General features: G+C 67.8%; 30 protein-coding genes and 6 pseudogenes. 22 read left to right on the top strand and 14 right to left on the bottom strand.

The window, feature by feature from the left end; genetic code table 11:
• The first annotated feature begins 18 nt into the window (after positions 1 to 18).
• Together OG709_RS00795 and OG709_RS00790 are read left to right on the top strand one after the other, a co-directional pair.
• A protein-coding gene (locus tag OG709_RS00795; protein WP_250305098.1) for an IS5 family transposase occupies positions 19 to 827 on the top strand; the annotation gives its coding sequence in 2 pieces (ribosomal slippage) (positions 19 to 358 and positions 358 to 827; 810 coding nt in all).
• A 98-nt stretch (positions 828 to 925) separates the two neighbouring features.
• Positions 926 to 1,465, top strand: coding sequence for a hypothetical protein (locus OG709_RS00790; protein ID WP_250305099.1), 540 nt, complete (start codon positions 926 to 928; stop codon positions 1,463 to 1,465).
• 272 nt (positions 1,466 to 1,737) lie between these two features.
• On the opposite strand, the gene OG709_RS00785 is transcribed toward OG709_RS00790, so the two are convergent.
• Positions 1,738 to 2,103 carry a hypothetical protein gene (locus OG709_RS00785; RefSeq protein ID WP_266644783.1) on the bottom strand — a complete coding sequence of 122 codons (366 nt, stop codon included), beginning with the start codon at positions 2,101 to 2,103 and terminating at the stop codon, positions 1,738 to 1,740.
• A 541-nt stretch (positions 2,104 to 2,644) separates the two neighbouring features.
• On the opposite strand from OG709_RS00785, the gene OG709_RS00780 reads away from it, so the two are divergent.
• On the top strand, positions 2,645 to 3,214 hold the full coding sequence (locus tag OG709_RS00780) for a suppressor of fused domain protein (protein ID WP_250305100.1): 570 nt from the start codon (positions 2,645 to 2,647) through the stop codon (positions 3,212 to 3,214).
• A 50-nt stretch (positions 3,215 to 3,264) separates the two neighbouring features.
• Here OG709_RS00780 and OG709_RS00775 read toward each other — a convergent pair whose 3' ends face one another.
• The 4 genes and pseudogenes from OG709_RS00775 to OG709_RS00760 all read right to left on the bottom strand — a co-directional run bounded on the left by OG709_RS00775 (position 3,265) and on the right by OG709_RS00760 (position 5,863).
• Positions 3,265 to 3,909 carry a transposase gene (locus tag OG709_RS00775; RefSeq protein WP_250305101.1) on the bottom strand — a complete coding sequence of 215 codons (645 nt, stop codon included), beginning with the start codon at positions 3,907 to 3,909 and terminating at the stop codon, positions 3,265 to 3,267.
• Positions 3,910 to 3,951: 42 nt separating this feature from the next.
• Positions 3,952 to 4,329, bottom strand: coding sequence for a transposase (locus OG709_RS00770; RefSeq protein WP_329164293.1), 378 nt, complete (start codon positions 4,327 to 4,329; stop codon positions 3,952 to 3,954).
• Positions 4,330 to 4,667: 338 nt separating this feature from the next.
• Positions 4,668 to 4,760 (bottom strand): annotated as a pseudogene (locus OG709_RS00765) (hypothetical protein); the annotation flags it as partial.
• Positions 4,761 to 5,107: 347 nt separating this feature from the next.
• Positions 5,108 to 5,863: a DeoR/GlpR family DNA-binding transcription regulator gene (locus OG709_RS00760; RefSeq protein ID WP_250305102.1), complete on the bottom strand. Its 756-nt coding sequence runs from the start codon at positions 5,861 to 5,863 to the stop codon at positions 5,108 to 5,110.
• 48 nt (positions 5,864 to 5,911) lie between these two features.
• Between OG709_RS00760 and OG709_RS00755 the strand changes: the two genes are divergently transcribed.
• A complete protein-coding gene (locus tag OG709_RS00755; RefSeq protein ID WP_250305103.1) occupies positions 5,912 to 6,295 on the top strand; it encodes a DUF4406 domain-containing protein in 384 nt (127 codons plus the stop codon).
• Positions 6,292 to 6,966, top strand: a complete 675-nt coding sequence (locus OG709_RS00750) for an NUDIX domain-containing protein (protein WP_250305104.1) — start codon at positions 6,292 to 6,294, stop codon at positions 6,964 to 6,966. Before OG709_RS00755 ends, OG709_RS00750 begins: the two co-directional genes overlap by 4 nt.
• Here OG709_RS00750 and OG709_RS35990 read toward each other — a convergent pair.
• Entirely contained in the window at positions 6,890 to 7,426 is a 537-nt protein-coding gene (locus tag OG709_RS35990; protein WP_443068565.1) for a transposase family protein, read from the bottom strand. The two genes, OG709_RS00750 and OG709_RS35990, sit on opposite strands and share 77 nt — an antisense overlap.
• A 170-nt stretch (positions 7,427 to 7,596) precedes the next feature.
• Between OG709_RS35990 and OG709_RS35985 the strand changes: the two are divergent.
• From OG709_RS35985 to OG709_RS00735, 3 genes and pseudogenes are all read left to right on the top strand, one after another.
• Positions 7,597 to 7,683: pseudogene (locus OG709_RS35985) on the top strand (transposase); the annotation flags it as partial.
• A 398-nt stretch (positions 7,684 to 8,081) separates the two neighbouring features.
• Positions 8,082 to 9,326 carry an IS110 family transposase gene (locus OG709_RS00740; protein ID WP_250305105.1) on the top strand — a complete coding sequence of 415 codons (1,245 nt, stop codon included), beginning with the start codon at positions 8,082 to 8,084 and terminating at the stop codon, positions 9,324 to 9,326.
• A gap of 94 nt (positions 9,327 to 9,420) precedes the next feature.
• Complete coding sequence (locus OG709_RS00735) at positions 9,421 to 9,882, top strand: hypothetical protein (protein ID WP_250305106.1); 462 nt, start codon at positions 9,421 to 9,423, stop codon at positions 9,880 to 9,882.
• Between the two features lie 564 nt (positions 9,883 to 10,446).
• On the opposite strand, the gene OG709_RS00730 is transcribed toward OG709_RS00735, so the two are convergent.
• Entirely contained in the window at positions 10,447 to 11,583 is a 1,137-nt protein-coding gene (locus tag OG709_RS00730; RefSeq protein ID WP_329164284.1) for a M20 family metallopeptidase, read from the bottom strand.
• A gap of 232 nt (positions 11,584 to 11,815) precedes the next feature.
• Between OG709_RS00730 and OG709_RS00725 the strand changes: the two genes are divergently transcribed.
• The 3 genes and pseudogenes from OG709_RS00725 (at position 11,816) to OG709_RS00720 (ending at position 14,239) form a co-directional block, all read left to right on the top strand.
• Entirely contained in the window at positions 11,816 to 12,700 is an 885-nt protein-coding gene (locus OG709_RS00725) for a LysR family transcriptional regulator (RefSeq protein ID WP_250305108.1), read from the top strand.
• 179 nt (positions 12,701 to 12,879) lie between these two features.
• A pseudogene (locus tag OG709_RS35980) lies at positions 12,880 to 13,290 on the top strand (relaxase domain-containing protein); the annotation flags it as partial.
• Positions 13,291 to 13,318: 28 nt separating this feature from the next.
• Positions 13,319 to 14,239: a protein kinase domain-containing protein gene (locus OG709_RS00720; RefSeq protein WP_329164281.1), complete on the top strand. Its 921-nt coding sequence runs from the start codon at positions 13,319 to 13,321 to the stop codon at positions 14,237 to 14,239.
• Between the two features lie 68 nt (positions 14,240 to 14,307).
• Here the strand turns inward: OG709_RS00720 and OG709_RS00715 are convergent, their stop codons facing one another.
• Positions 14,308 to 14,475: a hypothetical protein gene (locus OG709_RS00715; RefSeq protein WP_266644798.1), complete on the bottom strand. Its 168-nt coding sequence runs from the start codon at positions 14,473 to 14,475 to the stop codon at positions 14,308 to 14,310.
• 123 nt (positions 14,476 to 14,598) lie between these two features.
• Between OG709_RS00715 and OG709_RS00710 the strand changes: the two genes are divergently transcribed.
• From OG709_RS00710 to OG709_RS00695, 3 genes and pseudogenes are all read left to right on the top strand, one after another.
• Positions 14,599 to 15,060 (top strand): hypothetical protein, encoded by a 462-nt coding sequence (locus OG709_RS00710; protein WP_266645183.1) that lies wholly within the window; start codon positions 14,599 to 14,601, stop codon positions 15,058 to 15,060.
• On the top strand, positions 15,035 to 15,496 hold the full coding sequence (locus tag OG709_RS00705) for an aKG-HExxH-type peptide beta-hydroxylase (RefSeq protein WP_329169025.1): 462 nt from the start codon (positions 15,035 to 15,037) through the stop codon (positions 15,494 to 15,496). Before OG709_RS00710 ends, OG709_RS00705 begins: the two co-directional genes overlap by 26 nt.
• 471 nt (positions 15,497 to 15,967) lie before the next feature.
• Positions 15,968 to 16,285, top strand: a pseudogene (locus OG709_RS00695) (transposase family protein); the annotation flags it as partial.
• A 29-nt stretch (positions 16,286 to 16,314) separates the two neighbouring features.
• Here OG709_RS00695 and OG709_RS00690 read toward each other — a convergent pair.
• On the bottom strand, positions 16,315 to 17,001 hold the full coding sequence (locus tag OG709_RS00690) for a TRADD-N-associated membrane domain-containing protein (RefSeq protein ID WP_329164278.1): 687 nt from the start codon (positions 16,999 to 17,001) through the stop codon (positions 16,315 to 16,317).
• Between the two features lie 75 nt (positions 17,002 to 17,076).
• Between OG709_RS00690 and OG709_RS00685 the strand changes: the two genes are divergently transcribed.
• From OG709_RS00685 to OG709_RS00665, 5 genes and pseudogenes are all read left to right on the top strand, one after another.
• On the top strand, positions 17,077 to 17,388 hold the full coding sequence (locus tag OG709_RS00685) for a hypothetical protein (RefSeq protein WP_329164276.1): 312 nt from the start codon (positions 17,077 to 17,079) through the stop codon (positions 17,386 to 17,388).
• Between the two features lie 40 nt (positions 17,389 to 17,428).
• Entirely contained in the window at positions 17,429 to 17,743 is a 315-nt protein-coding gene (locus OG709_RS00680) for a hypothetical protein (protein ID WP_329164275.1), read from the top strand.
• Between the two features lie 197 nt (positions 17,744 to 17,940).
• Positions 17,941 to 18,150 (top strand): hypothetical protein, encoded by a 210-nt coding sequence (locus tag OG709_RS00675; protein WP_329164274.1) that lies wholly within the window; start codon positions 17,941 to 17,943, stop codon positions 18,148 to 18,150.
• A gap of 248 nt (positions 18,151 to 18,398) precedes the next feature.
• Positions 18,399 to 19,330 (top strand): IS5 family transposase gene (locus OG709_RS00670; RefSeq protein WP_405683604.1). Its coding sequence is split into 2 segments (ribosomal slippage): positions 18,399 to 18,746 and positions 18,749 to 19,330, totalling 930 coding nucleotides; the frame shifts between segments, so codons are not numbered across the junction.
• 127 nt (positions 19,331 to 19,457) lie between these two features.
• Positions 19,458 to 19,910, top strand: a pseudogene (locus OG709_RS00665) (restriction endonuclease); the annotation flags it as partial.
• 45 nt (positions 19,911 to 19,955) lie between these two features.
• Here the strand turns inward: OG709_RS00665 and OG709_RS00660 are convergent.
• A complete protein-coding gene (locus OG709_RS00660; RefSeq protein WP_326695516.1) occupies positions 19,956 to 20,168 on the bottom strand; it encodes a hypothetical protein in 213 nt (70 codons plus the stop codon).
• A gap of 120 nt (positions 20,169 to 20,288) precedes the next feature.
• On the opposite strand from OG709_RS00660, the gene OG709_RS00655 reads away from it, so the two are divergent.
• From OG709_RS00655 to OG709_RS00645, 3 genes are all read left to right on the top strand, one after another.
• The gene (locus tag OG709_RS00655) at positions 20,289 to 20,510 is read left to right on the top strand and encodes a hypothetical protein (protein ID WP_329164271.1); all 222 of its coding nucleotides are present in this window, start codon (positions 20,289 to 20,291) and stop codon (positions 20,508 to 20,510) included.
• Between the two features lie 210 nt (positions 20,511 to 20,720).
• Entirely contained in the window at positions 20,721 to 21,047 is a 327-nt protein-coding gene (locus OG709_RS00650; RefSeq protein WP_329164270.1) for a hypothetical protein, read from the top strand.
• Positions 21,044 to 21,382 carry a hypothetical protein gene (locus OG709_RS00645; protein ID WP_329164268.1) on the top strand — a complete coding sequence of 113 codons (339 nt, stop codon included), beginning with the start codon at positions 21,044 to 21,046 and terminating at the stop codon, positions 21,380 to 21,382. Before OG709_RS00650 ends, OG709_RS00645 begins: the two co-directional genes overlap by 4 nt.
• A 162-nt stretch (positions 21,383 to 21,544) precedes the next feature.
• Here OG709_RS00645 and OG709_RS00640 read toward each other — a convergent pair whose 3' ends face one another.
• The 4 genes and pseudogenes from OG709_RS00640 to OG709_RS00625 all read right to left on the bottom strand — a co-directional run bounded on the left by OG709_RS00640 (position 21,545) and on the right by OG709_RS00625 (position 24,801).
• Complete coding sequence (locus tag OG709_RS00640) at positions 21,545 to 22,333, bottom strand: class I SAM-dependent methyltransferase (RefSeq protein ID WP_317867323.1); 789 nt, start codon at positions 22,331 to 22,333, stop codon at positions 21,545 to 21,547.
• A 262-nt stretch (positions 22,334 to 22,595) separates the two neighbouring features.
• Positions 22,596 to 23,243 (bottom strand): response regulator transcription factor, encoded by a 648-nt coding sequence (locus OG709_RS00635; protein ID WP_329164263.1) that lies wholly within the window; start codon positions 23,241 to 23,243, stop codon positions 22,596 to 22,598.
• Positions 23,231 to 23,725, bottom strand: a pseudogene (locus OG709_RS00630) (sensor histidine kinase); the annotation flags it as partial. The pseudogene OG709_RS00630 and the gene OG709_RS00635, both read right to left, overlap by 13 nt.
• A 317-nt stretch (positions 23,726 to 24,042) precedes the next feature.
• Positions 24,043 to 24,801, bottom strand: a complete 759-nt coding sequence (locus OG709_RS00625) for an SDR family NAD(P)-dependent oxidoreductase (protein ID WP_266644800.1) — start codon at positions 24,799 to 24,801, stop codon at positions 24,043 to 24,045.
• Between the last annotated feature and the right edge of the window lie 95 nt (positions 24,802 to 24,896).

Genomic DNA, 24,896 nt, shown 5'->3' with positions numbered 1-24,896 from the left:
GTCGGCAGGATCTGCTGTGTGCCTGCTGATCTCGTACCTGATGGCCTGTGGGAACGCGTTGTCCCACTATTGCCGGTTCGTCCGCCCCGGCGCCACCGGTATCCCGGCCGGTTGCCGACGGATGACCGTGCCGCGCTTCGGGGCATCGTCTATGTGTTGCGCACGGGTGTGAGCTGGCGGGATGTCCCCGGGGAACAGATCGGCTGCAGCGGAGTGACGGCCTGGAGGCGTCTGCGGGACTGGACCGAAGCGGGGATATGGCCCCGCCTCCACGAGGTCCTGTTGGCAGAACTCCGCAAGGGCGGCCTACTGGAGATGGACGATGCCGCGATCGACGGCTCGCACGTCAGGGCGCTCAAAGGGGGGATCACACCGGACCTTCGCCGGTCGACCGTGCACGCCCGGGGAGCAAGCACCACATCATCGTCGACCGGTACGGAACCCCACTCGCCGTCTCTCTGACCGGCGGAAACCGTCACGACGTCACCCAGCTCATGCCTCTGCTGAACAAGATTCCCCACATCCGGGGCCTGCGCGGCCGGTCCCGCCACCGGCCCCGGCAACTGTTCGCCGACCGCGGCTACGACTACGACAAATACCGCCGCCTGGTCCGGGCTCGCGGGATCACACCGAAGATCGCCCGCCGCGGGGCCCCGCACGGCTCCGGCCTGGGCAAGACCCGCTGGGTGGTCGAGCGCACCTTCGCCTGGCTTCACCAGTTCAAACGACTCCGCATCCGCTACGAGATACGCGCCGACCTCCACCTCGGTCTGCTCCAACTCGCCTGCAGCATCATCTGCTTGAGACGACTCCGAACCTCATTCTGAAACCATCAGTTAAGACGTACTACGTCGTGAAGAACGGGCTCGGCAGGTGCACCAGTTGCTCCGGTCGAGCCCTGTCGAACGAGGAAGCCCGTCGTCGGATGGTGGAAGCCGGAGTCGAGCCCCTGGCACCGTACAGCGGAAGCCGACGGGGTGCATGGAAGTCGCGCTGCCGCGAGTGCCGGTCCATCCTTGATCCGGGCCCCTCGCTGGCGAACATAGAGCGGGGTCAGGGTGGTTGTGGCAACTGTGCCACCTACGGCTTCAACCCGACGGCCCCTGCATATGTCTACCTCCTCGGGCACGAGAGCCTCCGCGCGCTGAAGTGGGGGATCGCGAACAGCGAGCGTCGCATCATCAACCATGGGTATGGCGGCTGGGCGGTGCTTGCACGTTGGAACTCCGCGACGGGCACTGAAGCACGCGCGGTCGAGCGTCAGATCAAGCAATGGGCCAAGGACAAAGGGCTCCGTCCTGCCGTCGCCGCCTCAGACATGCGCTACCGCGGCTACTCCGAGACGGTCTCACTCGCCCAGGTGCCGCTGGACACGGTGTGGTGTCAAATCGTGAAGATCGCCGAGCGTGAGCCGGACGTCGTGCAGCCCGCCGCCATCAAGTCTCTTCAGTTCGGCTCCAGATGATTTTCATCCCACGAGCCGGATCCGTTGAGCCAATGGCTCCAAGGCTTCCTTGACTACCTGGGGGAGGTCGACCGGTGGGCCGAGAACCCCGTGTCCAGTCTGTGATCCGTGGGACCATGCCGGGAATTACCGAGGCCCTATGGGTCCCCAGCGAAGACTGCGAGTTCTGCGGAGAGCCCGCGATCGAGTTGCTCTAGCTCCCCCGGGAGACCCCACAGGCCCCGATCCCTCCCCGGTTGCCGGTCTGCGTGAAACCTGCTCGGTGACTGCCTTCAGCACTGCCTGAAGTCATGGGCCAGGAGTTTCATCTCCTCGCCCCAGATGGTCACGTTGTCGCCTTTGCGGCCGAACTCCTCTCGGGCCAGGCGGTAGAACCCCGCACCGGGCTCCCCCTTCTCCTTCAGCACGACCATGGCAGAGAGCATCGCCTTCGTGCCGTCCGTGCTCTCCTGGTGGGAGACGTCGGCCAAGAGATGATCCATCTCCACGCTGTGTGCCGGGATGTTATGGCCCTCGTCCTCCAGGAGCTTGCTCAGCTTCCCGTACTGGATCGGCCAGTCCCCGTTACGGGCCCGCTCCAGCAGGATCTCTGCCATGGCCTCCTGGGCCGCCTCGTACTCAGATGTCCCTCGCCTCACGGCCTCCTCCTCAGATTCGACAGGGGCGCCAGAGTAGCGAGATCGAGCTGGCAAGAGGGGTTCGATTGCGGCCCTTGCGATTCGACCGTTACCTGCGGGGTCCTGATCTGAACGATCCGGGGGGCGTTGCGTCGACTCGTTTTCGTCTGTGCCGCGGCCGTCGTTGTGTTCACCTCCGCCTGCTCCTCCTCGACCTGATCATGCTCGGTGCCGCCTGGCAGTGTTGGCGTGTTCACTTCCTGAGGAACGAGTTCTCCGTGACTCCCAAGGGATGCAGGGATGGTCCCCAGGCCGATGCGTACGCGCTGCTCGCCATGGGGTGCTCCCCGCGTGACGCGGGGATGGTTCCCGTCCGGCAGCGACGGAAGCGACCGACGCGCCGTGTTCCCCGCGTGATGCGCGGATGGTTTCCGGTTTTGTCTCGCGTGTGGCTGCGTAGGTTAGAAGCGGGTTCTGGCTCACCTTCTGTGGACCCGTTGCACACCGTTCCTGGTGCTGCCCCGATGGCGTCCGCGTGTGGGTGATCGTGCAGGCTGGTTATATGGACAGTCGCGTAGAGAAGTACCTCGCCCATCTTGATCGGCTCTCCGGGGGGCTTGAGCCGAGGTTCTTCCCTGTTGAGTCGTCCAAACCCGGGCTTCGTGGTGTGACGGAGGTCGTGTACGAGGACCTGCCGGACGGGCTTCTCACGGCGCTCACCTACGGCTTGTCGCTGGCAGAACATCCGGACTGGCAGCATGGCTCGCCGGAGCTCTGTCTCAGCGTGAACTCGACCAACGTGATCTGGGCCCACGCAGTGGGCTTCCTTGCCGAGCAGCTCCGTGGCACCTGTCCCTTCAGCTACGGCAGCACCATCGATTTCGGCGAGCGAATCGTGCCGGAGTCGGAGATGACGGCATTCTGCGTGTTTACGCCGATGGTCCTCGAAAGAGACGACTGCCTGGGCATCGACGTTGGCGTTCCGGGACACGCGGGTTACGACGTGATCAACATCCAAGGGATGTACCCCATCCACGAGGTGGAGCGGCAGTTCATCAACGAGCACGGGCTTGAAGCCTTTTGGAAGAGCGATTGGGAGCCCACTGACGTGCTGCGTCGCCCCGCAATCTGATATGGGGAGGGCGGCTGCCCTGGCCTGGATGACTCATTTGATGGACAACATCAGGCGAGCAGGACTCGTTTTCGCAGGAGTGCGAAGCCGGCTCGGCCGAACATCTGGCGCTTGAGCATTTTGATCCGGTTGACATGCCCTTCGACGACACCTGAGTTCCACGGAAGAGTGAGGCCGGCGATGACGGCGTCACGGTCGCGGTCGATGCCCGCGGCAAGCGTGTGGAGGCTGGGGAGGCCGTCCTGTCGCACGACGTCGAGCCAGCCCGGCAGTCGCTCGCCCTGGCGCTCGGTGAGCATGGTCGCGAAGGACCGGACGCGCCTGGTGAGCGCGTCGATCTCGGGGCAGTTGGCCCGGACGTTCTTCAGATGGAGGTGTTCGGTCTCGGAGAGGGTTTCTGGGCGGCGGAGGACCCATCCGGCGACGACACGAGGCGAGGGCGGCCGGGCTGTAACGGGCCGCGGCGAGGTGCGTTTCAGGCGGAGGTAGGCGCGAACGCGCTGGTAGCTGCCCTGATAGCCGAGCGGCACGATCTCTTCCCACAGTTTCCAGGCGTTGGTGAAGCCCTCGTTCCAGCGGTCGTCAAGGTATGTCTTGTACTTGTCGAGGACCGAGGTCCGGGCCTGCCACGGGCCGGTGAAGAGGTCTTCCGGCCTGGCGGCGTCCGCGTACCGTTTGACGGTTCGGCTTGTCATTGCCGAGCTGCCTCTGGATCGCGCGGCGGCTGTGCCCTGCCTTCACCAGGTCATGGATCGTGACATGCATAGTCCGGGTTCGGTCGGCGAACCGGTGGCTGGTCGGCCGCGGCGAGCCGGACGACTCCTCCGCAGGGTCGGACTCCGTCTCGGGGGTTCCAGGTGTCTCGGGAACCAGGACGCGCATTGGCGGTGCTGGGCGATGCTCCGCTCGGCGGCCTCGCTGAGGTTGTGCCAGAGGTGCCACCGGTCCGCGACCTGCACGGCCTGCGGGGCGCCGACGGCGGCGCCCTCGGCGAAGAACGGCGCACGGTCACGGCACACCACCTCGATTCCTGGCCGCTGGGCCAGCCAAGCGGCCAGGCTCGAGGACTCCCGGTCGGGCAGCAGGTCGACGGGCCGGCGGGTTTCGACGTCCACGAGGACAGTTCCGTAGTAGCGCCCTTGCGGGTGGCGTACTCGTCGACGCCGAGCACGCGCGGAGCGGGCACTTCCGGTTCGGGAAGTGCGTCGACCAGCCGCAGGACCGTGCTGCGGCTGACCGGCGCACCGAATATGTTGGCCAGGCGGGCGCCGGCCCGACCCGCGAGGGCGAGACTGATCGCGGCCAGGGTCGAGCGGAGCCGCTCGGTCCGCTGGCCGTGCCTTCGGGTCAGGCCGGGTATCTGCTCGACGAACGTGCGACGTCCACACTCGGCGTTCCGGCAGGTGAACCGGCGGACCCGCAGCCGGAGTACGACGCTTCGTCCCCCGCTCGGAACATCAGCGGGAAACCGAACGTAGGAGCCGTGAACCCGGGCGGACCACGCTCCACAACCCGGACACGGGGCGCCCGCGGCGGTGCACCGCACATCAACACGCACTATCGCGATATTCACGTCTACCGACAACACCGCGACGTCCGCGATCGACGGGAACAACAACTCGTCCAGCCGGAGCAAGATCTTATTCACAGTTCCGAACTGTCGGCCCAGTCACTTCTGCCACTGCTCGTTTTGAGGCAACTTTCCGAGACCCCACGGAGAGTTCAGCCGCTACTCACAGTGCATAGATCACACAACCTGAGCCAGAACCTCAGAACGGACAGCAGATGTTCACCACTTCGGTAGGCACTGCGCGTGGAGGTTGTTCGATTCGCTATGGGCTCAGCGCCTCAGAGGGCGCTCCTGCCGGTCAGAGATCCCGGATTCGGCTCTCATCAGGCTACGAGGACCTCCACGCCGAGTATCTTGAGTTGCTCGATGACCGTGTCGTGAGGATCGGCGTCGGTGATCAGCCCGGTGATCTTCTCCCACGGCAGGACGCGGTACGGCGACGCCGTACCGATCTTCTCGCAGGAGGCGAGGATGTAGGTGTCCGCGGCCCGCGCGGACAGGGCACGCTTCATCGCCGCCTCCTCGGCGTCCCCTGTGGTCAGTCCGGCCTCGGGGTGGACGCCGGTGATGCCGAGCAGGCACAGGTCGGCGTAGACGTTCTGCGCGGCCTCGACCGCGGCGGCGCCGCAGGTGACCGCCGAGTGCTTGAAGACGCGCCCCCCGAGGAGCAAGAGCTCCGCCCGCGGGTGGTTGATCAGAGCCGTGGCGATCGTCGGGCTGTGGGTGATCACCGTGCAGGCGAGGTCCTTCGGGAGCGCCCGCGCCACGGCGAGGGCGGTGGTGCCGCCGTCGAGGATCACCGAGCCGCCCGGCCGCACCAGTGCGGCGGCCACTGAGGCGACCTTCCGCTTGCCGTCCGGGGCCACCGCCTGCCGGGCGTCGTAGTCCACCACTGCGGGAGACGCGGGCAGCGCGCCACCGTACACCCTTTGGCACAACCCCTCGGCGGCGAGATCGCGAAGGTCACGTCGCACGCTGTCCTCGGAAATGCCCAGTTCGGCGGCGACGTCCTTGGCCACGATCTTGCCCCGCCGGGCGAGCAGATCGAGCAGGTGCTCGCGTCGTTCAGCAGCCAGCATTCGCATTCCTTCCCGTTCTTGCACGATTCTGCATGTATCTTAGCCGCCATGACCGACAAGCCCCTGCTCATCCTCATCGCAGGTCCCTACCGTTCCGGCACCGACGGCGACCCGCAGGCCATGGCCGCCAACCTCGCCCGCCTGGAAACCGCGGCCTGGCCCGTTTTCGCGGCCGGACATCTCCCCGTGATCGGCGAGTGGATCGCCCTGCCCGTCCTCCACTCCGCCGGCGCGGGCCCCACCGACCCCCTCGCCGACCAGGTGCTCTACCCGACCGCCGACCGGCTGCTCGCCCATTGCGACGCCGTGCTGCGCCTGCCGGGCGGATCCGTCGGCGCCGACCAGGACGTCGCCACCGCCCGCCACCGCGGCCTGCCCGTCTACCACGACATCGCCGAGATTCCGCGCCGCACTCCGCAGGAGACCATGTGACGAGCAGCCCGGGTGTCGACACCCCCGATCACCGCGGACGCACCGGTCTCCACCTCGCCGGACGCGACCTCGGCCGCAACCCCGACGTCCGGATACGCGACGTCGAACTCACCTCCCAGGGCTGGCACGTCCTGCGCCGCACCACCTTCGACTACCGGCGCCGCGACGGAAGGTGGGAGACCCAGCAGCGCGAGACCTACGACCGCGGCAACGGCGCCGTCGTCCTGCCCTACGACACCGAACGCAGCCGCGTCCTGCTCACCCGCCAGTTCCGCTACCCGGCCTACGTGAACGACCACCTCGACGGCATGCTCATCGAGGCGGCGGCCGGACTGCTCGACGCGCAAGACCCGCACACCGCGATCCACCGCGAGAGCGCCGAAGAACTCGGCATCAGACTCGGCCCGCTCATCCACGTGCTCGACGCCTACATGAGCCCGGGCTCCGTCACCGAGCGCCTCCACTTCTTCGCCGCCCCCTACACCCCGGCCGACCGGACCGGCACGGGCGGAGGATTAGAGGAAGAGGGCGAGGACATCGAAGTCCTCGAGCTTCCCTTTGCCGAGGCCCTCGCCATGACCCGCGACGGACGCATCACCGACGGCAAGACCATCCTGCTCCTGCAATGGGCAGCCCTGTGCGGACCCTTCGCCCGACAGCAGAACGTCTGAAAGTCCGCCTTCGCCAAATACGCCCAGGAAGGCAGTTCAGCACCGTGCCGTAGTGACGGCCCCTGCGGAAAGCGAAGTCGTCGACGCCGAGAACCTCCACCTGGCCCACCTCCGGCTCGGGCAGAGCCCTGACCAGCCGCAGCAGTGTGTCCCTGCCCACGGTGATGCCGACCGCGGAAGCCAGCCGGGCTCCTGCCCTGCCGGCCAGCGCCAGCCCGATCCGCGTCAGAACCACGCGCAACAGCGGGGTCTGCCGGCTGTGCGGGGTCGTCAGTCCCACGATGTGCTCGGCGAACGTCATCGCCGTGCAGGCAGTGTTCTCGCAGCGGAACCGACGTATGTGTAACTCGATCACCACGCTCAGCCCGCCTACCGCGACATCACGCAACGTGCGTACGTACCGGCCGTGCACCCGAGCAGATCTCTGACCGTACCGGCAGCAACCGCTCTTCGCTCGCACCCGCGTTCTCAGCACCACCTTGTCCGGCCGTCGCTCGACCTCCTCAACGAGCAACGCCGACAGATACGGAAGCAGCTCCAGAAGCACATCGCGAGAGCACACGATGCATGATCGCGAACGGTCCGTACGGACCGCTCAACCGTCCGGATCACAAGATTGTCGACAGAACCAAGATCCGCGACGGCGCGGTCGCCAACCGGCCCATTTGTGTGGCCCTGGCCGTCACGGCCGAGGGCCGGCGGGACATCCTCGGGCTAATTCGTCAGTAATTAGAGGTTCTGGATCTCTGAGAGGCCCGGGGCGGCGTGTTCCGTTCGGGCAGGACGTGTGTGGTCCGGTCGGTGCTGTGGTGACCCCTACGACACCTCCGACCGATCAGGTCTGTGGAAAGACCGGTGGCGCTGTGGTGCCGGCCGGTCCTCGCACGTTCTGCCCCCACGGGCCCGTCGGGTTCGGGATCCTCGATGGATGAGCTGTCGTACAGTGACGCGTTTTTCCTCACGAGCCTTGAGCTCTGGACACGGCGTGCGCCCGTGCGGTCCGGCTGTGCCGCGCACGGCTGATGAGGTGGCGGGCCTTGGAGCCCTGGAATTAGTGCGCCGTGCGGTCCCGCGTGCTCGCGTTCGAGAACAGCACCGGCGAAGGGGCGGGATCCATGGATGTGTTCTGCGGGATCGACTGGGCGGAAGGGCACCACGACGTCGCGATCATCGACAACACCGGCAAGCTGCTGGCGAAGTGCCGCATCGACGACGACCTGGACGGCTACCAGCTCCTGCTCGACCTGATGGCCGGGCACGGCGACAGCGCCGAGAGGCCGATCCCTGTTGCGATCGAGACCAGCCGCGGCCTGCTGGTCGCCACCCTGCGAACCGGCGACCGGCAGATCTTCGCCATCAACCCGATGGGGGCCTCCCGCTACCGCGACCGGCACGGCGTGAGCCGCGAGAAGTCAGACCCCGGCGACGCCCTGGTCCTGGCGAACATCATCCGCACGGACATGCCGATGCACCGGCCGCTGGCCGATGACAGCGACGTGGCCCAGGCCGTCGCTGTTCTCGCCCGCGCTCACCAGGACGCGGTCTGGAACCGGCAGCAGATCGCCAATCAGCTCCGCTCGCTGCTGCGCGAGTACTTCCCGGCTGCCCTGGACGCGTGGCGGCACAAGGCGGGCGGACTGGTGCGGGCCGACGCGCGGAAGATCCTCGCTGCGGCACCGACCCCGACCATGGCCGCCGAGCTGCCGCTCTGGAGGCTCAAGGTGATGATGCACAGCGCCGGCCGCAAGCGCGGCATCGACGAGGACGCCGAGCGGATCCAGACGCTGTTCCGGCAGTCGGCCGCCCGGCAGTTGCCGACGGTGGAGGAGGCCATGGGTACCCAGGCCAAGGCGCTGCTGGTTCAGCTGAACGCGGTCTGCAGGGCCGTTGACGAGCTCGCGAAGGCGGCCGAGCGGACCTTCCGGAGCCACCCCGACGCACCAGTGATGCTCAGTTTCCCCGGTATCGGTCCCGGAGTCGGCGCACGCCTCCTGGCCGAGATCGGCGACGACCGCAAACGCTTCGCTACCGCCGGTGGACTCAAGGCATACGCGGGAGCGGCGCCGATCATCCGAGCCTCCGGCAAACGCAAATACGTCGGACGGCGCTTCGTGAAGAACAACCGGCTCAACCACGCCGGCTACCTGTGGGCCTTCGCCACCCTCACCCACTCCAAGGGCGCCAACGCCCACTACCGGCGACGACGCGAGACAGGGGACTGGCATGCCCAGGCCCTGCGGCACCTGTTCAACCGGATGCTCGGCCAGCTCCACCACTGCCTCCTGGCACGCGTCCCATGCGTGAAGCAATCGCCTTCCCTTCAGAGCCCCAGGCAGCAGCGACAGCTACTGCGTGAATAGGACGGCCCTGTCTCTCTGCTCTCGCCTGGCGGGCGGCAGGATGTGCGGATGGCGAAGAGCGAGATAGAACTGCTGGCCCTGCTGCGCGAACTTGATGACCGGAACGACTGGAACGGCCGCTGCACTACGGCCGCTGCACTACGACCGCGCGGCGGTCGGCCTCAAGTTCGGCAGGCTGGTGCGTCGGCTCGCAGCAGACTTTGGTGCCTCGTGCGAGTCCGAGCGGGACACCCAGGACTCCAGCGAGTACGGGCGTGTCCACGTGCCTGCGGACGCGACGGTCTACGGGACGCGGATCGTGGTCTGCGTGAACAAGTTCGGCTCCCTCGCCGAGGTCTGCGCCGACAAGCCGGGGGCCTTCCTCGGCACGGACGAGGCCCACGAGGAGGGGGCGCTGGACCTCGGCGACCTCGCCATCGTGGAGCGGGCGCTGGCCGACCTCGGCTACGTGAGTGTCCCCGAGGAACTGTTGGAGAGCGACTACGAGGGCCCCAGCGCGCTGGAGCACTTCGCGGCACGGCCCACCTGGTGGACACGGTTCTTCGGCCTCTGGTGACCCGCCCGCCCGGCCTCCACCGTCAGTCGGCCTCGTGCGCTGGCTGGGGCCCGAGGAAGGACCCTCGGCAAGATCAGAAAGGGACGGCCTAACAACCCACGGCTTGACGGCTTAACTGCATGAGGTGTCTTCCTCGGGACAGGGAGAGGCCGGGTTACCTCCGGGCGGGCGGGTATCGATTCCCGGTGTGGGTTGGGGTGTGGGAACGGGGCCAGTTCCTCGCGCTCACTGCTGGTCAGCCCGTTGCGCTCGCCCGGCGTCGACCTCGGCCTGCTTCACCCAGTCCCGCACCGCGGTCTCGGTCAGTTCGAGTCTCTGGCGACTTGCCCGACCGAGCGGTCACCTCGTCGGCACAGACCGACGATCTCGGCCTTGAACTCCGGGCGTGAACGAACGACGAGGGCGGCGAGGCTTCTTCTTCCCCGTGCTCTCCATGATGGACATCCTCCCGGGGCTGAACCCCAGATCTCGAATGTCCGTCAAAGCGGATCAAGCCCAGGGGAACCCGGCACGCTCAAACAGGGGCCTCGGTTTCGTTTCGGAGCGACACTTGTCAAGGCCGCTTCAGTTGGTCACGTGGTCAATGAGTCGAGCGAGCAGACGACTGCGGGGGACCATCTGGGCGATCTCGACGTACTCGGTGTCCGCGTGCGCGCCACCGCCCACGGCGCCCAGGCCGTCCAGCGTCGGACAGCCCGCCGCCGCAGTGTAGTTGCCGTCCGAGGCGCCGCCGACGGCGATCCCCCGCATCGGTTCCTGGCCCAGTTCCGCGGCGATTCGGGAGGCGAGGGCGAACAGTTCGGCGGAGGACTCCGGTTCCATCGGCGGCCTTCTCCTGCCGCCCAGTACCTCCAGTCGGGCTCCGGGTAGCCGGGCGACGAGCCCCCGCATGAACTTGTCTATCCGGTCCTGCGCCGCCAGGGTCGGTACGCGCACATCCACCGACACCTTCGCCAGTGCGGGCACTGTGTTGAGAGTGGTGCCGGCCGTCAGGAGTGTGGGCGTGATGGTCGGCGCCCCCAGGACGGGGCAGGTGGCTCCCGTGGCGCCCATCGAGCCTGCGAGGTCGGCGACGGCCAGGACCTGGTGAGCGGCCTCGATAGCGGCGTTGACCCCCTTTTGCGGTTCCAAGCCCGCGTGTGCGGCACGGCCGTGCACTACGACCTCGTACCGCGAAGTGCCCTTGCGGGCGGTCTTGAGCGCGCCTTCCTCGTCCGCGGACGCCTCCAGTACCAAGGCGGCCGCGCACCCCCGCACGGATTCCTCGATCAGCTGCCGGGAGGTCGCGGAGCCGACTTCCTCGTCCCCGTTGACCACAACGCACACCCCCTCCGGGGAGGACAGGGAGGCCAGCGCGTGGAACATCTGCACCAGGCCCGCCTTCATGTCCAGGACCCCGGGGCCGCGGGCGATCCCGTCGGCCACCGACCAGGGGTGGTTCTGAAGCGAGCCCATGGACCACACCGTGTCGTGGTGTCCCACCAACAGGACCCGTGGAGTGCCGAAGCTCCACCGCAGATGAGTCACACCGTCGATCACGATCACCTCCGGCCTGGCCCCCAACAGCCTGGCCCCCAGGGCGCCGACCACCTCGGCGCTGCGCGCCACCGCCGCGTGGTCCGCCGAGAAGGACTCGCAGAGTACGAGGTCCTCCAGATCGGCCAGCATCGCCGGCAACGCGAGCGCGGCCCCGCGGGTCATCGGTCCTGCCCCATCTCAACTCCCTTTCGCACCAACACATTTACCCCTCGGATCTCGCAGTTCGTTGGAGTGCGGCGGTGCTTGTCCCCCCTCAAAGCACCGCCGCGTGAACGACGTTAGGGCGAGGCAAGGCATTCCACCAGCGACTGGATTGCATGGGATCTATGCATCTGAGGAATACATGCGGCAAGATGGCGAGGCCGGAGGAGAGGACCTCGGAGGAGGGAGGAACGTGTTCGAGATCGACGCGCTGCGGCTGCTCGTGGCCGTGGCCGAGACCGGATCGTTCACGAAAGCGGCGGCCCGGCTCAACTACACGCAGTCCGCGGTGTCCCGGCGAATCGCCGCGCTGGAACAGCAGACGGGCGGGCCGCTCTTGGAACGGCTCCCTCGGGGCGTACGGCTGAATCCCGCAGGCCGTACCGTGCATCGGCACGCCATGGAGGTGCTCGACCGGCTGTCGCGGGCGGAACGGGAACTGGCCGTGCTGCACGCGGGCCACGGCGGGCTGCTGCACATCGGCGCGTTCGCCACCGCCAACATCTCGCTGGTACCTACCGCCCTGAGGGCACTCCAGGACACCAGGCCGGATGTCGAGGTCGTCGCGGTCGAGGGCCCGACCGACACGCTGATGGCGCGCCTCGCGGACGGGGTGCTGGACCTCGCCATCGTCAGCGACTACCCGTCCGGTCTGCCGTCGGCCGACGGTGTCACGACGACCGCGTTGTGCGAGGACGAGCTGTTCGTCGCTCTCCCACGGGGGCACCGCCTGGCCGGAGCCGGGACGATCGACCTGCGTGAACTGCGCGACGAAGCCTGGCTCCAGAACGCGTACGGCGACCGTCCCACGATGCTCGCCGACGCCTTCGCCAGGGCGGCCTTCACCCCCAGGAAGATCACCCGGATCGCGGAGTGGTCCGGGAAGTTCGGCTACGTGGCCGCCGGGCTGGGGGTGGCGCTGGTCCCCTCGCTGGCCGCCTGGGCGGTCCCCGACGAACTCGTCCTGTGCAGCCTCACCGACCCAGCCCTGCGCCGGACCGTACACGTGGCGCTGCCTGCCGCCCCGCTACCGGCGGCACTGAAACTGCGGGATCTGCTGCGCGACGCCGTTGACTGAGCCGTTCTCCGGAGCGATCAGCCGGTATGCAAGGTGAGTGTGGGTACAAGGCATCGAGTGTGCTGGCCAGTGTCCAAGGCCCCTCCTGAGACCTCACATCGGCAGGGACAAGATCGTGAGACAGATGCGCCGTGACCCTTGGATGAGACAGCCGGAAAGACCCAGGTCGTTACAGAGGAATGGGACATTCTGATTGCGGGCCTACAGGGCCGATCCATTCCGAGGTCCTGTTCGAGAACACGGTCGCCGCGTCCTCGCTCTACAACGAAGTCGTGGCCGCTGAGGTCTGTGAGGAACTGGGGCTCGCGACCGAGCCGCGTACCGTTACCGCGGGCCGACGACCCGTCATGGAGATTGCTGGGGTGCCGCACGAGCTGATCGGCTGGACCGCGAAGCGCGGCGGGCAGATCGCCGCCTGCCTCACCGAGTTGGAGCACGAGTACGTCACCGCCGTCAACGACGACGGCGAGCTGAAGTACCTGCCCGCGGTCTCCGAGGGGGCCCGGGTGGAACTGATGCGGATGGCCGCCCACAAGACCCGGCCGCCCAAGCAGAAGGCCCGCCCGCTCGCGCAGCTGCGCGCGTGGTGGAAGGCGAGCGCGATCCTGAATTTTTGGGGTGGAGCTCAGGTCCACGGTGCTGCTGCCAGAACTCGCGGTTGGGACGTGGCGGCCCGGGGAGGGGGCGGACCGCGACGCCGGATGGCACATCGACGACCTGCTCGCCTTCACCCGCGTCAGCACCCTGGTCCTCGCCCACCACGACGGCACCGCCCCGGTGGTCCTCAAGGCCGGGTTCAGAAGCAACCACGTCCTGGCCGAACTCGACGAGGAGACCCGGCCGGCCGCCTACGGCTTCTACTGGTACGCGGAGATGACCGAGGCCGAACGCGACCTGACCCGCGAGGACTTCCGGCACGAGATCGCCGTCGCGCGCACCGCCACCGACGCCGAGCACATCGTGCCGCCGATCGAGGAGGGCAGCACCGAGCAGTTCGACTGGTACACGATGCCCCACTGCACCGACGGCAGCTTTCGCCCCCTGCTGACCAAGGCCGGCGGCAGCCAGGCGGTCGGCCTGCGGGTGCTGGCCGACGTTGCCGACGGCCTGGCCACCCTGCATGAGCGCGGCATCGTGCACCGCGACGTCTACCAGGAGAACGTCCTCCTCCACGAAGACCGCGGCCTGATCACCGACCTCGGCGCCGCCCGCCGCCTCGACACCCCCCGCGGGCCCGCCGCCCGCGGCCCCGAAGTCCACTGGCCCCCCGAGTACGCGACCTCCTACAGCACGGCCACCCCGGCCGCCGACGTCTTCAGCCTCGCGGTCCTCACCTACCGCTACCTCTGCGCCGACATCCTCCGGCACAGGCACTCGCGCCTGGAGACCGCACCTGCCGCACTGCGCCCGCTGCTGTCGGCGGCCCTTGTCCCCGAGCCGAAGGACCGGCCCGAGATGGGCGAGCTGCGCGACGGCCTGCGGCACCCGGCCACACCGACCACCGCGCCCCACCGCGCGGTCACCGACACCACCCTGTGAGGACGGAGAGGCCGGTGCCCACTGCCCGATCGCCCCCGTATCCCCGAGCCCCGTACGTGCACGGCCCACTATCCGCGTTCGGAAAGGACGAGCACCCTGGACGAGCCCCGGATCACCGAATTCCTCGACGCCGTCGGCGAGTTGCGCGGCGAGGACGAGACCGTCCGCGCCACCGCCCACACCTCCAGCGTCTCCGCCGAGGGCTGGACGACCACCGAGGCGGCCGAGCCTGCCACGGGTAGCAACGCCTGAGCGGCACCACCGCGCCGGCGGTGAACTGCCGGTGAGCACCGCCTGGGGCCGGACCCGTCAGGTCCGGCCCCAGGCCCAGCCCCGTCGGAAGGACCCCTCTCGTGCTCATGCCCGCCATAGATTTCGTCCTCGCCCCGATCCAGGACCTGCACCAGGACCGGACCAGCCGGATCCACACCGTCCTGAAGGCCGGCAGCGCCCCTGCGCACGGTGCGGCCACCGTCTACTGTCTGGCCCACCACGCCCTCGAAGGCGTCGAAACCGCCGCGCGCGCCAAGGACACTGCCACCTTCGACCGGTACCGCGCCCACCCCGACGCCAACGCCTCCGCGCTGAGCACGCCCACTGTCGTGGGGCTGCGCGTTGTGGTCTCCCCGGGCCCGGACGGCATGCTCCGCTCGCCGCTCTCGGAGACCCGTACTACCTCCTGGGGCCCGACACTGCGGCTGCCGTGGGGGAGCAGCAGGAACTGGCGGCCGTCGCGTACGCCATGGGCGCCCGGGCTGGGTTCGCCAACCTTCTGGCTGGCCACGCCGTCGTCGCCTGCCTGCTGCGGCGCAAGAACCTAGGCGGCACCCTCTCATCAGCTGGTCCATTACCAGGCTTCCGGGCACCGTCTTCTGCGACCACGTCGGCGACCCCGCCGTGCTGGGCCGGGACCTCGTCCACGAGGCGGGGCACAACTGGCTGAACGACGCCCTGACCGCAGCCGCCTGCAAGATCAGCGACGAGACGAGGTTCTACTCCCCGTGGAGAAAGACCAAGCGCCCAGTGTTCGGCTTCCTCCATGCCTGCTGGGCCTTCCCCCTCACCATGATCTACACCGCCCGCATCCTCCCGGACACCGACGGACCCACCCACGACTTCCTGGCCGCCTACCTGGAACAGCAGCGTGGTCTGCTCGTCACCACTACCGAAGACCACACCCGCGCACTCGCCCTGATCACCAACTCCACACTGCGCCAGCGCCTTCGCGCCGTTCACGACGAGGCCCTCACTCTGTGAACTGCACGGCAACCCCAGCTTTGAGGACCTGATCGCGGCTATGCCCGCTTCCTCGCCCAGACCATCCAGGCCCCTGACGACAGCGATGCGGCGGGTGCCCGACGAGCAGCACCTACACCGTGCTCTACGACCCCCCGGGCTGATCGAGGCCGAACACCCCTGGACCGCGCCCCGTACGAAGCACTCGTCACCGCCGTGCTCGCATGGACGGACCCGGACCTCGAACCCCGCGACGACGAGCAGATCGCCCTCCAACTCACCGGGCACGCCCGCGCCGTGGCCGCCGACGTCCGGCGCCACGCCGCCGCCCTGCCCAAGAACGACGGCCGCGGCGCCTTCGCTGAAGTCGTCCTCCCTGAAGCCGACGGCCGCCTGTCCGCACCGCTGGAGCGCACCGCCCTCTGCGCCCAGAACCGCGCCCGCCTCGTTCGAGCCCTCTACACGCGCCTGGACCGCCTCGTCAGCGCCGTCCCCGAGCACCGAATTATCTTGATCTGCGCACGCCAGGGCGTCCCCGTCCTGGCCGACCGGGCCTACCAGGGAGCCGGACAGTGGGTGGCCACCGGACGCAAACGACCTCCAGGCGGTGAACTGTCTCCGACTCCGCGCACGGTCAACCAAGCACTGGCCCGGGTACCCGTCGAACGAGGGATGGCACGACTGAAGTCCTGGCGCATCTTCCGCCGGTCCCGCGTAAGCCCCAATCGCATGACGTCAATCGCCGCAGCCGTCCTCACCCTGGAGAGGCAAACGCTGAAAACGCTCACTATTCGCTACCACCGATTATGAGACAGAGCCACTCGCTGTACAGACCCATTTCAGGATGAAACTTGATCATTGTGAACCATCGGCATCTCCGAGCCTGCGAACCTCATGATCAGACCGGCCTGCAGCCGCGCCTTGATCTTCGGATCGTTAACCTCGGAGAGAAGCGAGATCGCTTGCTCTGTCGACCGTTCGGCGCGCATGTCATCCCGAAGCCCATCCGTCTCCGACGCCATGTGGTTCAAAGCCTTGTCCGACTCACGATGAAACAGACGCCCGATCACTGTGGTCACGACCCCAGCAGACGTCGTCACGATGGATGCATCCAGATTGCCGTGCGTCTCAGCCCGCCAGATCGCAAGCCCAACCCCGAGCAGCAGCACAGCGCCGCCGAGTGCTGAGAAAACCTGACTTGTGATGAAGCTTCGTTGTGACTGCGTCAGACCGTATGCATAACGCTGCACGAGTAGCTCGGCGAAACGGTCGTCGTCAACCCGCTGTTGAGCTGACAAGGAGCGCTCTCGTGCAGCGCCTTCAACTTGCGCTTCCAGAACGCCGACGGGTTCCGATCCCACCCCAGTTGCAGAGATGCTCTCGGAGGCGGTGTTCACGGCAACTCGCAGCCTCGACGCCACCTTCTCCCGGTCGCGCTCCAAGGTCTTGCGGACAACAAACCCGATCACAATCGCCACGGCGGAGGCAACAACTAAGCCCAACAGGGCCACCACGTATTCCAACACCCCACCCCAATCCGTCAGTTGTGGGGAAGCAACAGTACCGCCCCCAGCCCTCACACCCAGATGTTCTCCCCGGCCGTGGACAAGGCGTGGCACGAGCAGCTCGGCACCCCCGCCTACGTGGCCCTGTGCCAGGAGACCGCCGGCCAGCCTGCTGCGGGCGGCAGCGCCGTTGCTGCTGGTGGTCACCGGCGGGCGGTCTCCGGCTGGTGTGCCGGGCACTTCGCCCAACAGGACGATGTTCTCGCACCGCAGGAGGCCGTGGGGCCGGTTCAGCAAGGGCCGCAGCCACTCCGCGGGTTGGGCGCCCACGTGGAAGAGGTCCGCCTGGACGGCTTCGGCGTCGCCGTCGGCGCGGTAGACAGTCCAGGCCGTCAGGCGAGGGCGTAGTCGATGACCGCCGCCTGGCCGTCGCGTCCGCCGGCTGCCGATGGCCGACGTCGCCGCCCTCCTCGGGCAGCATTCCGAGCAGCTGCGGAGCGTTCGCCCCCTGGCGGTCGACTCCGGCAGGCACTACCACTTGCGCATCACGGACATCGCCCGCCTGGAGACAGGATCGGCCGAGGACTGGGACCGTTGGCGCCAAGCCGCGGAAGACCTGCTCGCCTTCAACGTGCAGCAGGCTCACGAATGGCTTCGGATCCTTCAGCAGGAGAAATACGACCCGGCCCAGGACATCAGCATCTCCCGGCTGGGCGACCGCGTGTACGCCGACGACATCACCTGGTACGCCACCGTTCAGTGAGCTTGCCGACTACTGGACTGAGAGAGCGGTGTCGGTCCGGGACTTGCTGTGTGTTCTTGATCCATTCAGGCCAGCAGATCACTTTGCGCCATCACTTGGTAACTGAGCGGTGTGGGTGAGGGGTTCGGGATACACAGGGGGCTGAGGAGCCCGTCCGTGCGCGGGCCGGGCGTGGGTCTGACCGGGGGCTGGGCGGGATGCTGACGATCAATGTGGGACTGCTGCTCGCTGTCGTCGTTTTCTTCCGGCTGCGCCGCCGGACCGAGGCTCGTAGCAGGGTCGACGAGAAGTTCACCGTCGTCATCGTTCTCGCCCTGGGCCTGGTCATCGCTCCTACTCCGGTGGGCCAGGGGATCATGAGTTTTCTGGGCCAGCTCGTCTCCGGTATCTCTGATTCCGGCCGCTGACGCGGCGGGGGCTGTCCGATGACCACCCGCCTCCGGCCGCGCCGCCGCTCTGTCCCGCGCCGTCGCCCGGCTTCGCGTCGTGCTGTGGCGACGTCGAACTGCCCGTTCCCGCAAGCGGCGGCAGTGGGGGGCTTCGACGGTTCTGTTGCTCGTTGCTGTCGTTCTGTGGGTGGCGGGGCGGCTGCTGGCCTAGGCACTGTTTCTCGGATCTCCTGACGTGGGTGGGGTGTTGGGGCGAGGGTGGCTGTATGGGCCGTGGGGATCTGACGAATGCGGAGTGGGATCGGCTGGGGTCGTTCTTACCTCCTGGTGGTGCGCGTGGTGGTCGGTGGAGCGACCACCGTCGGGTGATCAACGGGGTTCTCTACCGGGTGCGGACCGGTGTGCAGTGGCGGGATCTGCCGGAGCGGTTCGGGCCGTGGGAGACGGTCTATAAACGACATCGCCGCTGGTCAGCGGATGGGACATGGGCGATGCTGCTGTCCCGCATCCAGTCGGCCGAGGACGCGGTGGGCGGGATCGACTGGGATGTGTCGGTGGACTCGACAGTTGTGCGGGCCCACCAGCACGCCGCTGGCGCGAGGAAGGCGCCGGCGGTCGCGGTCCCTCAAAGGGGGATCGCTGGGGGGACGAACCAGGTCGATCCGGTGTTGAGGAAACTGGCAGTCCGGCTGGAGGAAGTGGTCAGATCGGCGAGTGTCTGGGACGTTCCCGCGGCGGATTCACCACCAAAATCCACCTTGCCGCCGATGGGCGATGCCGGCCACTCGCCCTCGTCCTGACACCCGGACACTACGGTGACGGCCCCCAGTTCGAGCGAGTACTGGAGCAGGTCTCCGTGCCCCGAACCGGAGTCGGCCGGCCCCGGACCCGGCCCGACCATGTCCTCGCGGACAAGGCCTACACCTCTCGGAAAACCCGGCGTTACCTGCGACGACGCGGAATCCGGCACACCATCCCCGAACGCCTCGACCAGCAGAGACACCGCAAGAATCGCGGTTCCCGAGGCGGCCGTCCCACCGGTTTCGACAGCGAGCGATACAAGAAACGCAACACCGTCGAACGCGCAATCAACCGTCTGAAAGGCTTCCGCGCCGTCGCCACCCGCTACGAGAAACGCGCCTACATCTACCTCGGCACCGTCACACTCGCAGCCCTCGTCATCTGGCTCCGAACATGATCCGAGAAACAGTGCCTAGATCGCCGCGAATCCGTGGATCGTGCCCACCGTTCTTGCTGCCGCGGCTGTGGGGGGTGTGCTGTGGCACTTCTGCCGCAACGCGCGGTTCCGCCAGGGGCGGGAGGCTGTCCAGGCGCTGCGCTACTCGGTGGAGCACCTGGACCGGCTGCATCACCGTGAGTTCGAGTACGCGGTGCGTGACTTGATGTTCCGCGATGGCTGTTCTGGCGCGGTTCAGGTGGGAGCGGGGGACAACGGCGCTGACGTGAAGGCGACCGATCCCTTCGGTCGCCGCTGGGTGTTGCAGTGCAAGCACCGTAAGGCGGGGATTGCCGGGGCCGCGGTGGGGACTCCGGACCTTCACGTCCTCAACGGCACCGGCCGTCCCGTTCACCGGGGCGACGTAGTCGTGCTGGTCACCAACGGCCGCTTCTCCCGGCCCGCCCAGGAGTTCGCCCGGTCCCAGCGCCTGCACCTGGTGGACCGCCAGACCCTGTCCGCCTGGGCGGGCGGGCAGCGCCCTCTGTGGGAGCTCCTGCGAGCGGTCCCGTCCCCGCGGAATCCCACGTCGCTTTCCTGACGGGCTGCGCGTCGGGTTCCGGTGGGAGTGTGCAGCGCGCGGGAACTATTCGGGGTGGTTGTCCGACTCTCGCTGCGGCTCGCTGTCTGCTGCGCCTCGTTCGCGGCGTCGCCGGTTCACGTAGCGGTGCAGGTCGCCCACGATGACGTCGGTCAGCGAGCGCCCTTCCTCTTTCGCTTCCGCCTTCGCGTCGTCCCAGAGCTGGTCGGGTACGCGGATGTTCCGCAGTGGTGTCTTGCCGGTGGCTGGCCTGGCCATCTCTCCTCCTCTGTTGTGTAGGTACAGAAACTAGCATTATCTGCCCGGATCGGTTGACAGGGTCCAATTGTGAATGCATTCTGTAGGTACAAAAACAGCTGACGGACAGGGGAGGTCTAAATGTCGAAGCAGTTGACGCCCGCTCAGGACCGAGCCCTGCGTCAGATTCGTGCCAAGGGTGAGGAATTCGCCTACAACGGCATCAGCCGCGCCACTGTCGCGGTCCTTGAATGCCGCGGCCTCGTCACTGTGACGTGGTCCGTGCGTACCCGGACCGCCCGCCTTGCCTACCGCAACCGTTCGATGTGCGACTGGACCGCCCGCCCCGTGAAGGGCGCGTGAGCGCGCGGTGCGGATGGCGAGCTGTACGACGATGGGGGAACAGACATGAGCGGCGCCCCGGCGGCGGAGCGCCCTGGCCCGTACGAGTAGTTGCTGCTCGTGCTCGGTGACAGCTACGGGTCTCGTCTGCTGATCAACCGCTTCGCCAGCAGCCTGGCTGAGGCGGTACGCCGAGCGGAGGGCGCCGGGTGGCCGGGCCCGCTGTCAGGGGTGATCGATCCTCTCCAGCACACCCGCGAGTCCTGGGACGCGCTCACCGGCTGTCCTTCTGCTCTCCCTGCTGCGGATGCACCGCGGGAGACGATCACGGCCGTCGAGTACGTCGTCCAGACACGTCAGCCTGACGGGGCCTGGGAGCCGGGCAGCGGCTTCGAGGCGGATGCCCGGTGGGCGGTGCGTCAGCTCGCCAGGCACCGCAGGCGCATGCCGCAGTGTGAGCACCGGCTCGCGTACCTCGACCTCGGGGCGGTCGCCGCCGTGCCCCGCCCCCGAACACCGGCGGACACCGGCGCCCGATCGGCCACGGGGACACGATGAAGAACACCCAGGACTTCCAGGACCTCACCGACCCCCGGATGAACGAGGCCGCGTGGCGGGCGCTCGACCTGATGCGCGCCTACGCGGCCCGGGACCGCGTCGCGATCGTCGAACGCCTGGCGCACCTGGAAGCGGACCAGCTGGAGTTCACCGCGGGCGTGCTCCGCAACACCTACAACGACACCCTCCAGGTCCTGGGGGAGACCGGCCGCCCGCACAACCCGGCCACCGTGGTCCGCCAGGCGGTGCGGACGGTGTCGGTCTTGTCGGCTGGGACGGCTGGGCGGTGCCCGCCCTTCTTGTCCTTGGCTTCGGCGGCCCGGAGCCCGTCGTAGGTAAGTTCTCGTTGGAAGTCGCGTTGGACTTCCTCGGCCGCTACGCCCTCACCCGCACGCCGGCGGCCGGGCTGTGCCCACTGCGTGACCCGAGCACCGACGAGAAAGCGGCCGACGACGAGAACAGCTGACCGCTTCCCAACGGTCAGGTCGTTCTGGTTGCTACTCGGCCTGCAGGACGAAGAACAGGAAGCACAGGAAGCGCGGCTCGGCCGCGATGGCCTCGGGGAACATCTCGCGGGCGGCGGGATCAGGATCCGGCTCACTGATGACCGTTATCCGGAAACCGGCCCCGATGAAAGCCTCGATCATCGCGTGCAGCGGCCTGTTCCATCTGCTCACCAGAGCGGTCTGGCCGCCCACGGTCCACTCTACGGTCCATTTGGTGGTGTCGAAGTAGTTGCACTCGGCCTCGCGACCGGCCTCGCGGTGGATGAGGTTGATGGCAAAGGGATGGTCGACAGACGCGATCAGCCGACCGCCGGGCCTGAGTATGCGTCGCAGCTCGGCCAGCGCCGGCCCCCAGTCCTCCAGGTAGTGCAGCACCAGGGACGCCGCTACATCGTCGAACGTGTCATCAGCGTAAGGAAGCGGGCTGCCCAGGTCCGCCACCTGCAGGTCCGCACCGTCGCCGAGCCGCTGCCGAGCCAGCTCCAGCATCCCGGCACTCGTGTCGAAGCCACTCACAATGGCGCCACGGTCGCGCAGCGCGGCAAACAGGGCCCCCGAGCCGCAGCCGGCGTCGAGGATCCGCCGGCCGGCCACGTCTCCAGCGAGGGCCAGCATCGCGGGCCGCTCGTAGTAGGCATTGACCAGGTTGGTTTCGTTTGCGGCCGTGTACGCCTCGGCGAAGCTGTTGTAGTCGTTGGTCTTCGACGGATCCACACTCACTGCGGACGGCGAGACCAGCCTGGTGGAAATCGCGTGCTCTTGGCGCTCGCTTGAGATCATGGTGCGGGAGACGTGCGCTGCAGCAGTTCGGTTCCTGGCTGCGGCCAACTGCTGCGCTGCGTCGTCGCACGGGTCGATCTCGTCTACCCCGGAGTCCTCTCCCTGTCGGGCCACGCCGGTGCGGCGGGCCCTCCCGGAATACAGCAAGCGCCCCCGGCGCTGGTGCCGGAGAGCCGAAGCGCGAGCGCAAGGCTCCCCGGGCCGGGTTTGTTTCATAGGCGACCACCTATGAAACACCGTCTTGCGGTGGGGCCAAGGCGCGTCAGGGGTTGTTCAGGTAGGTGAGAACGGCAAGGACGCGGCGGTTGTTGTTGTCGTCATCGGTGATGCCGAGTTTGCCGAACAGGGAGGTGGTGTACTTGCTGATGGCGCTTTCGCTGAGGAAGAGCCGTTGGCCGATGGCCTGGTTGGACAGTCCTTCGGCCATGAGGCCGAGCACGGAGTGTTCGCGTTCGGTGAGCCGTTCGAGTCGTCGATGCGAGGATCCGCTGGACAGTAGTTTGGCGATGACGGCCGGGTCCATGGCGGTCCCGCCGGCGACGACGCGTTCCAGGGCGTCGATGAACTGATCGGCGTCGAAGACGCTCTCTTTGAGGAAGTAGCCGATGCCGCCGGCGCCGTCGGTCAGGAGTTCGCGGGCGTACAACTGCTCGACGTACTGGGAAAGGATGAGGACCGGTAGTCCGGGCAGTTCGCTGCGGGCGGCAAGAGCCGCCCGCAGGCCCTCGTCCGACTGGGTCGGTGGCATGCGGACGTCGACGACGGCAACATCCGGCCGCCACGTCAACAGCGCGTGCAGCGTCTCGGGTCCGGTGGCTGCGGTCGCCACCACCTGGTGTCCATATGCCTCGATGAGGCGAACCATCCCGTCACGCAGGAGGCAGAGGTCTTCGGCTGCAACGATTCGCACGGCACCATCATCCTCACCCGGGTCGGGCCGCCTTCCGGGCTGGTGATCTCCAGGGCGCCGTCGAAGACCGCGAGGCGGCGGCGCAGCCCTGCGAGTCCGCCGTCGGCTCGCAGGCCGGCTCCGCCGCGGCCGTTGTCTTCGACATCGATGACGATGCCGGTGTCGTCCTGGGTGATGGAGATCCGGGCCTGGGTCGCACGGGCGTGCTTGACCGCGTTGGTCAGCAGTTCGGCGATGGCGAAGGACAGGGCGGACTCGATCGGCGGGTCCAGGCTGAGTTGAAGGTCTGCGCTGACAGCCGCTTCGATCGGGCTGTCCAGGGCAAGAGCGCGAACGGCGTCGATGAGCCCGCGATCGTTCAGCACGGGCGGGTTGATTCCCTGGACCAGTTCGCGGAGCTCGGGCAGTGACGCGGTGGCACCGGCCCGCGCTTCCCGCATCAGCGTCCTGGCCTGGGCAGGGTCGGTTTCCATCAGCTTCTCCGCGTGGTGTCGAGCAGCGGTCATATGGTGAACACGTTCATGTGGGTCCGGGCAGCCCTGCTGCCTGTAGTCGCCGTGCTGATCTACCGGATGACCGTCTCTGCTTCCCGGGGATCTCGGCGGACCTTCGAGCGCGGAGCGCCCTCGCCGTCATCATGCCGATCGCGATCATCGGCGTCGACCTGATCCCGGGTGTCTGCCCGCCGTGGTACGCCGTGATGCAGGCCGTCTGCATGCTGCCCATCATCCGAGTCGCGTTCATCACCCGCGGCATCACCCGGTTCTGCCAGGTAAGGGGCGGGGCACACAGTGTGGGCCTACAACAGGGCGCCGCCGGACACCTCGAGCCGCTGGCCGGTGACCCATCGCAGGTCCTCGGAGGCGAGCGCGGCAATCGCGTCGCCGATCTCCTGCGGTTCACCGACGCGGCCGAGCGCGGTCTGCGCGCCCAAGCCCTCGCGCATCTGCGCATCGTCCCGCATGGCACCGCCGTTGAAGTCGGTGGCGGTCGGCCCCGGCGCGATGGCGTTGACGCGGATCTTGCGCGCCCCCAGCTCCACGGCCAAGGTCCGGCTGAGGACCTCGACCGCAGCCTTGGAGGCCGAGTAGACCGAGGTACCGGCACTGGTGTGGCGGCTGAGGGAGGAGGAGACGTTGATGATCCGCCCCCCGTCGGCCAGCACGGGCGCAAGCGCCTGGATGAGGAAGAACGTGCCGCGCACGTTGGTGTCCATCACCGCGTCGAAGTCGTCGACCGTGACCGCTTCCAACGGCCCGAACAGCCCGATCCCGGCATTGTTGACCAGGACATCCAGCCGGGTCGCGTCCCAGCGCTCCAGCTGCGCGGCCAGGTGGGAGACGAGGGCGGGAAAGGAGGCCACGTCACTGACGTCCAGCCGCAGCGCGGCAGCGGTGGCGCCGGTTTCCTGAACGTTCCTGACCGTCTCCTCGGCCTCCTGCGCGTCGCCGCGGTAGGTCACGATGACGCGCAGCCCGTGCCGGGCCAGCGCCTGGGCCGTAGCCCGGCCCAGCCCGCGATTGCCGCCGGTCACCAATGCGATCTTGCCTGACTCCATGAGCGCTTCTCCCTGCGGGAACGGAACGATGCCGGCGGGGGAGTGCTCCCGCCGACCGAATGCGAGTCGCTCGACTCGCCTCCCTGGCCACGTAA

It is taken from the genome of Streptomyces sp. NBC_01267 (genome assembly GCF_036241575.1).
Taxonomy (GTDB): Bacteria; Actinomycetota; Actinomycetes; order Streptomycetales; family Streptomycetaceae; genus Streptomyces.
This window is presented reverse-complemented; position numbering and strand designations above follow the sequence as displayed.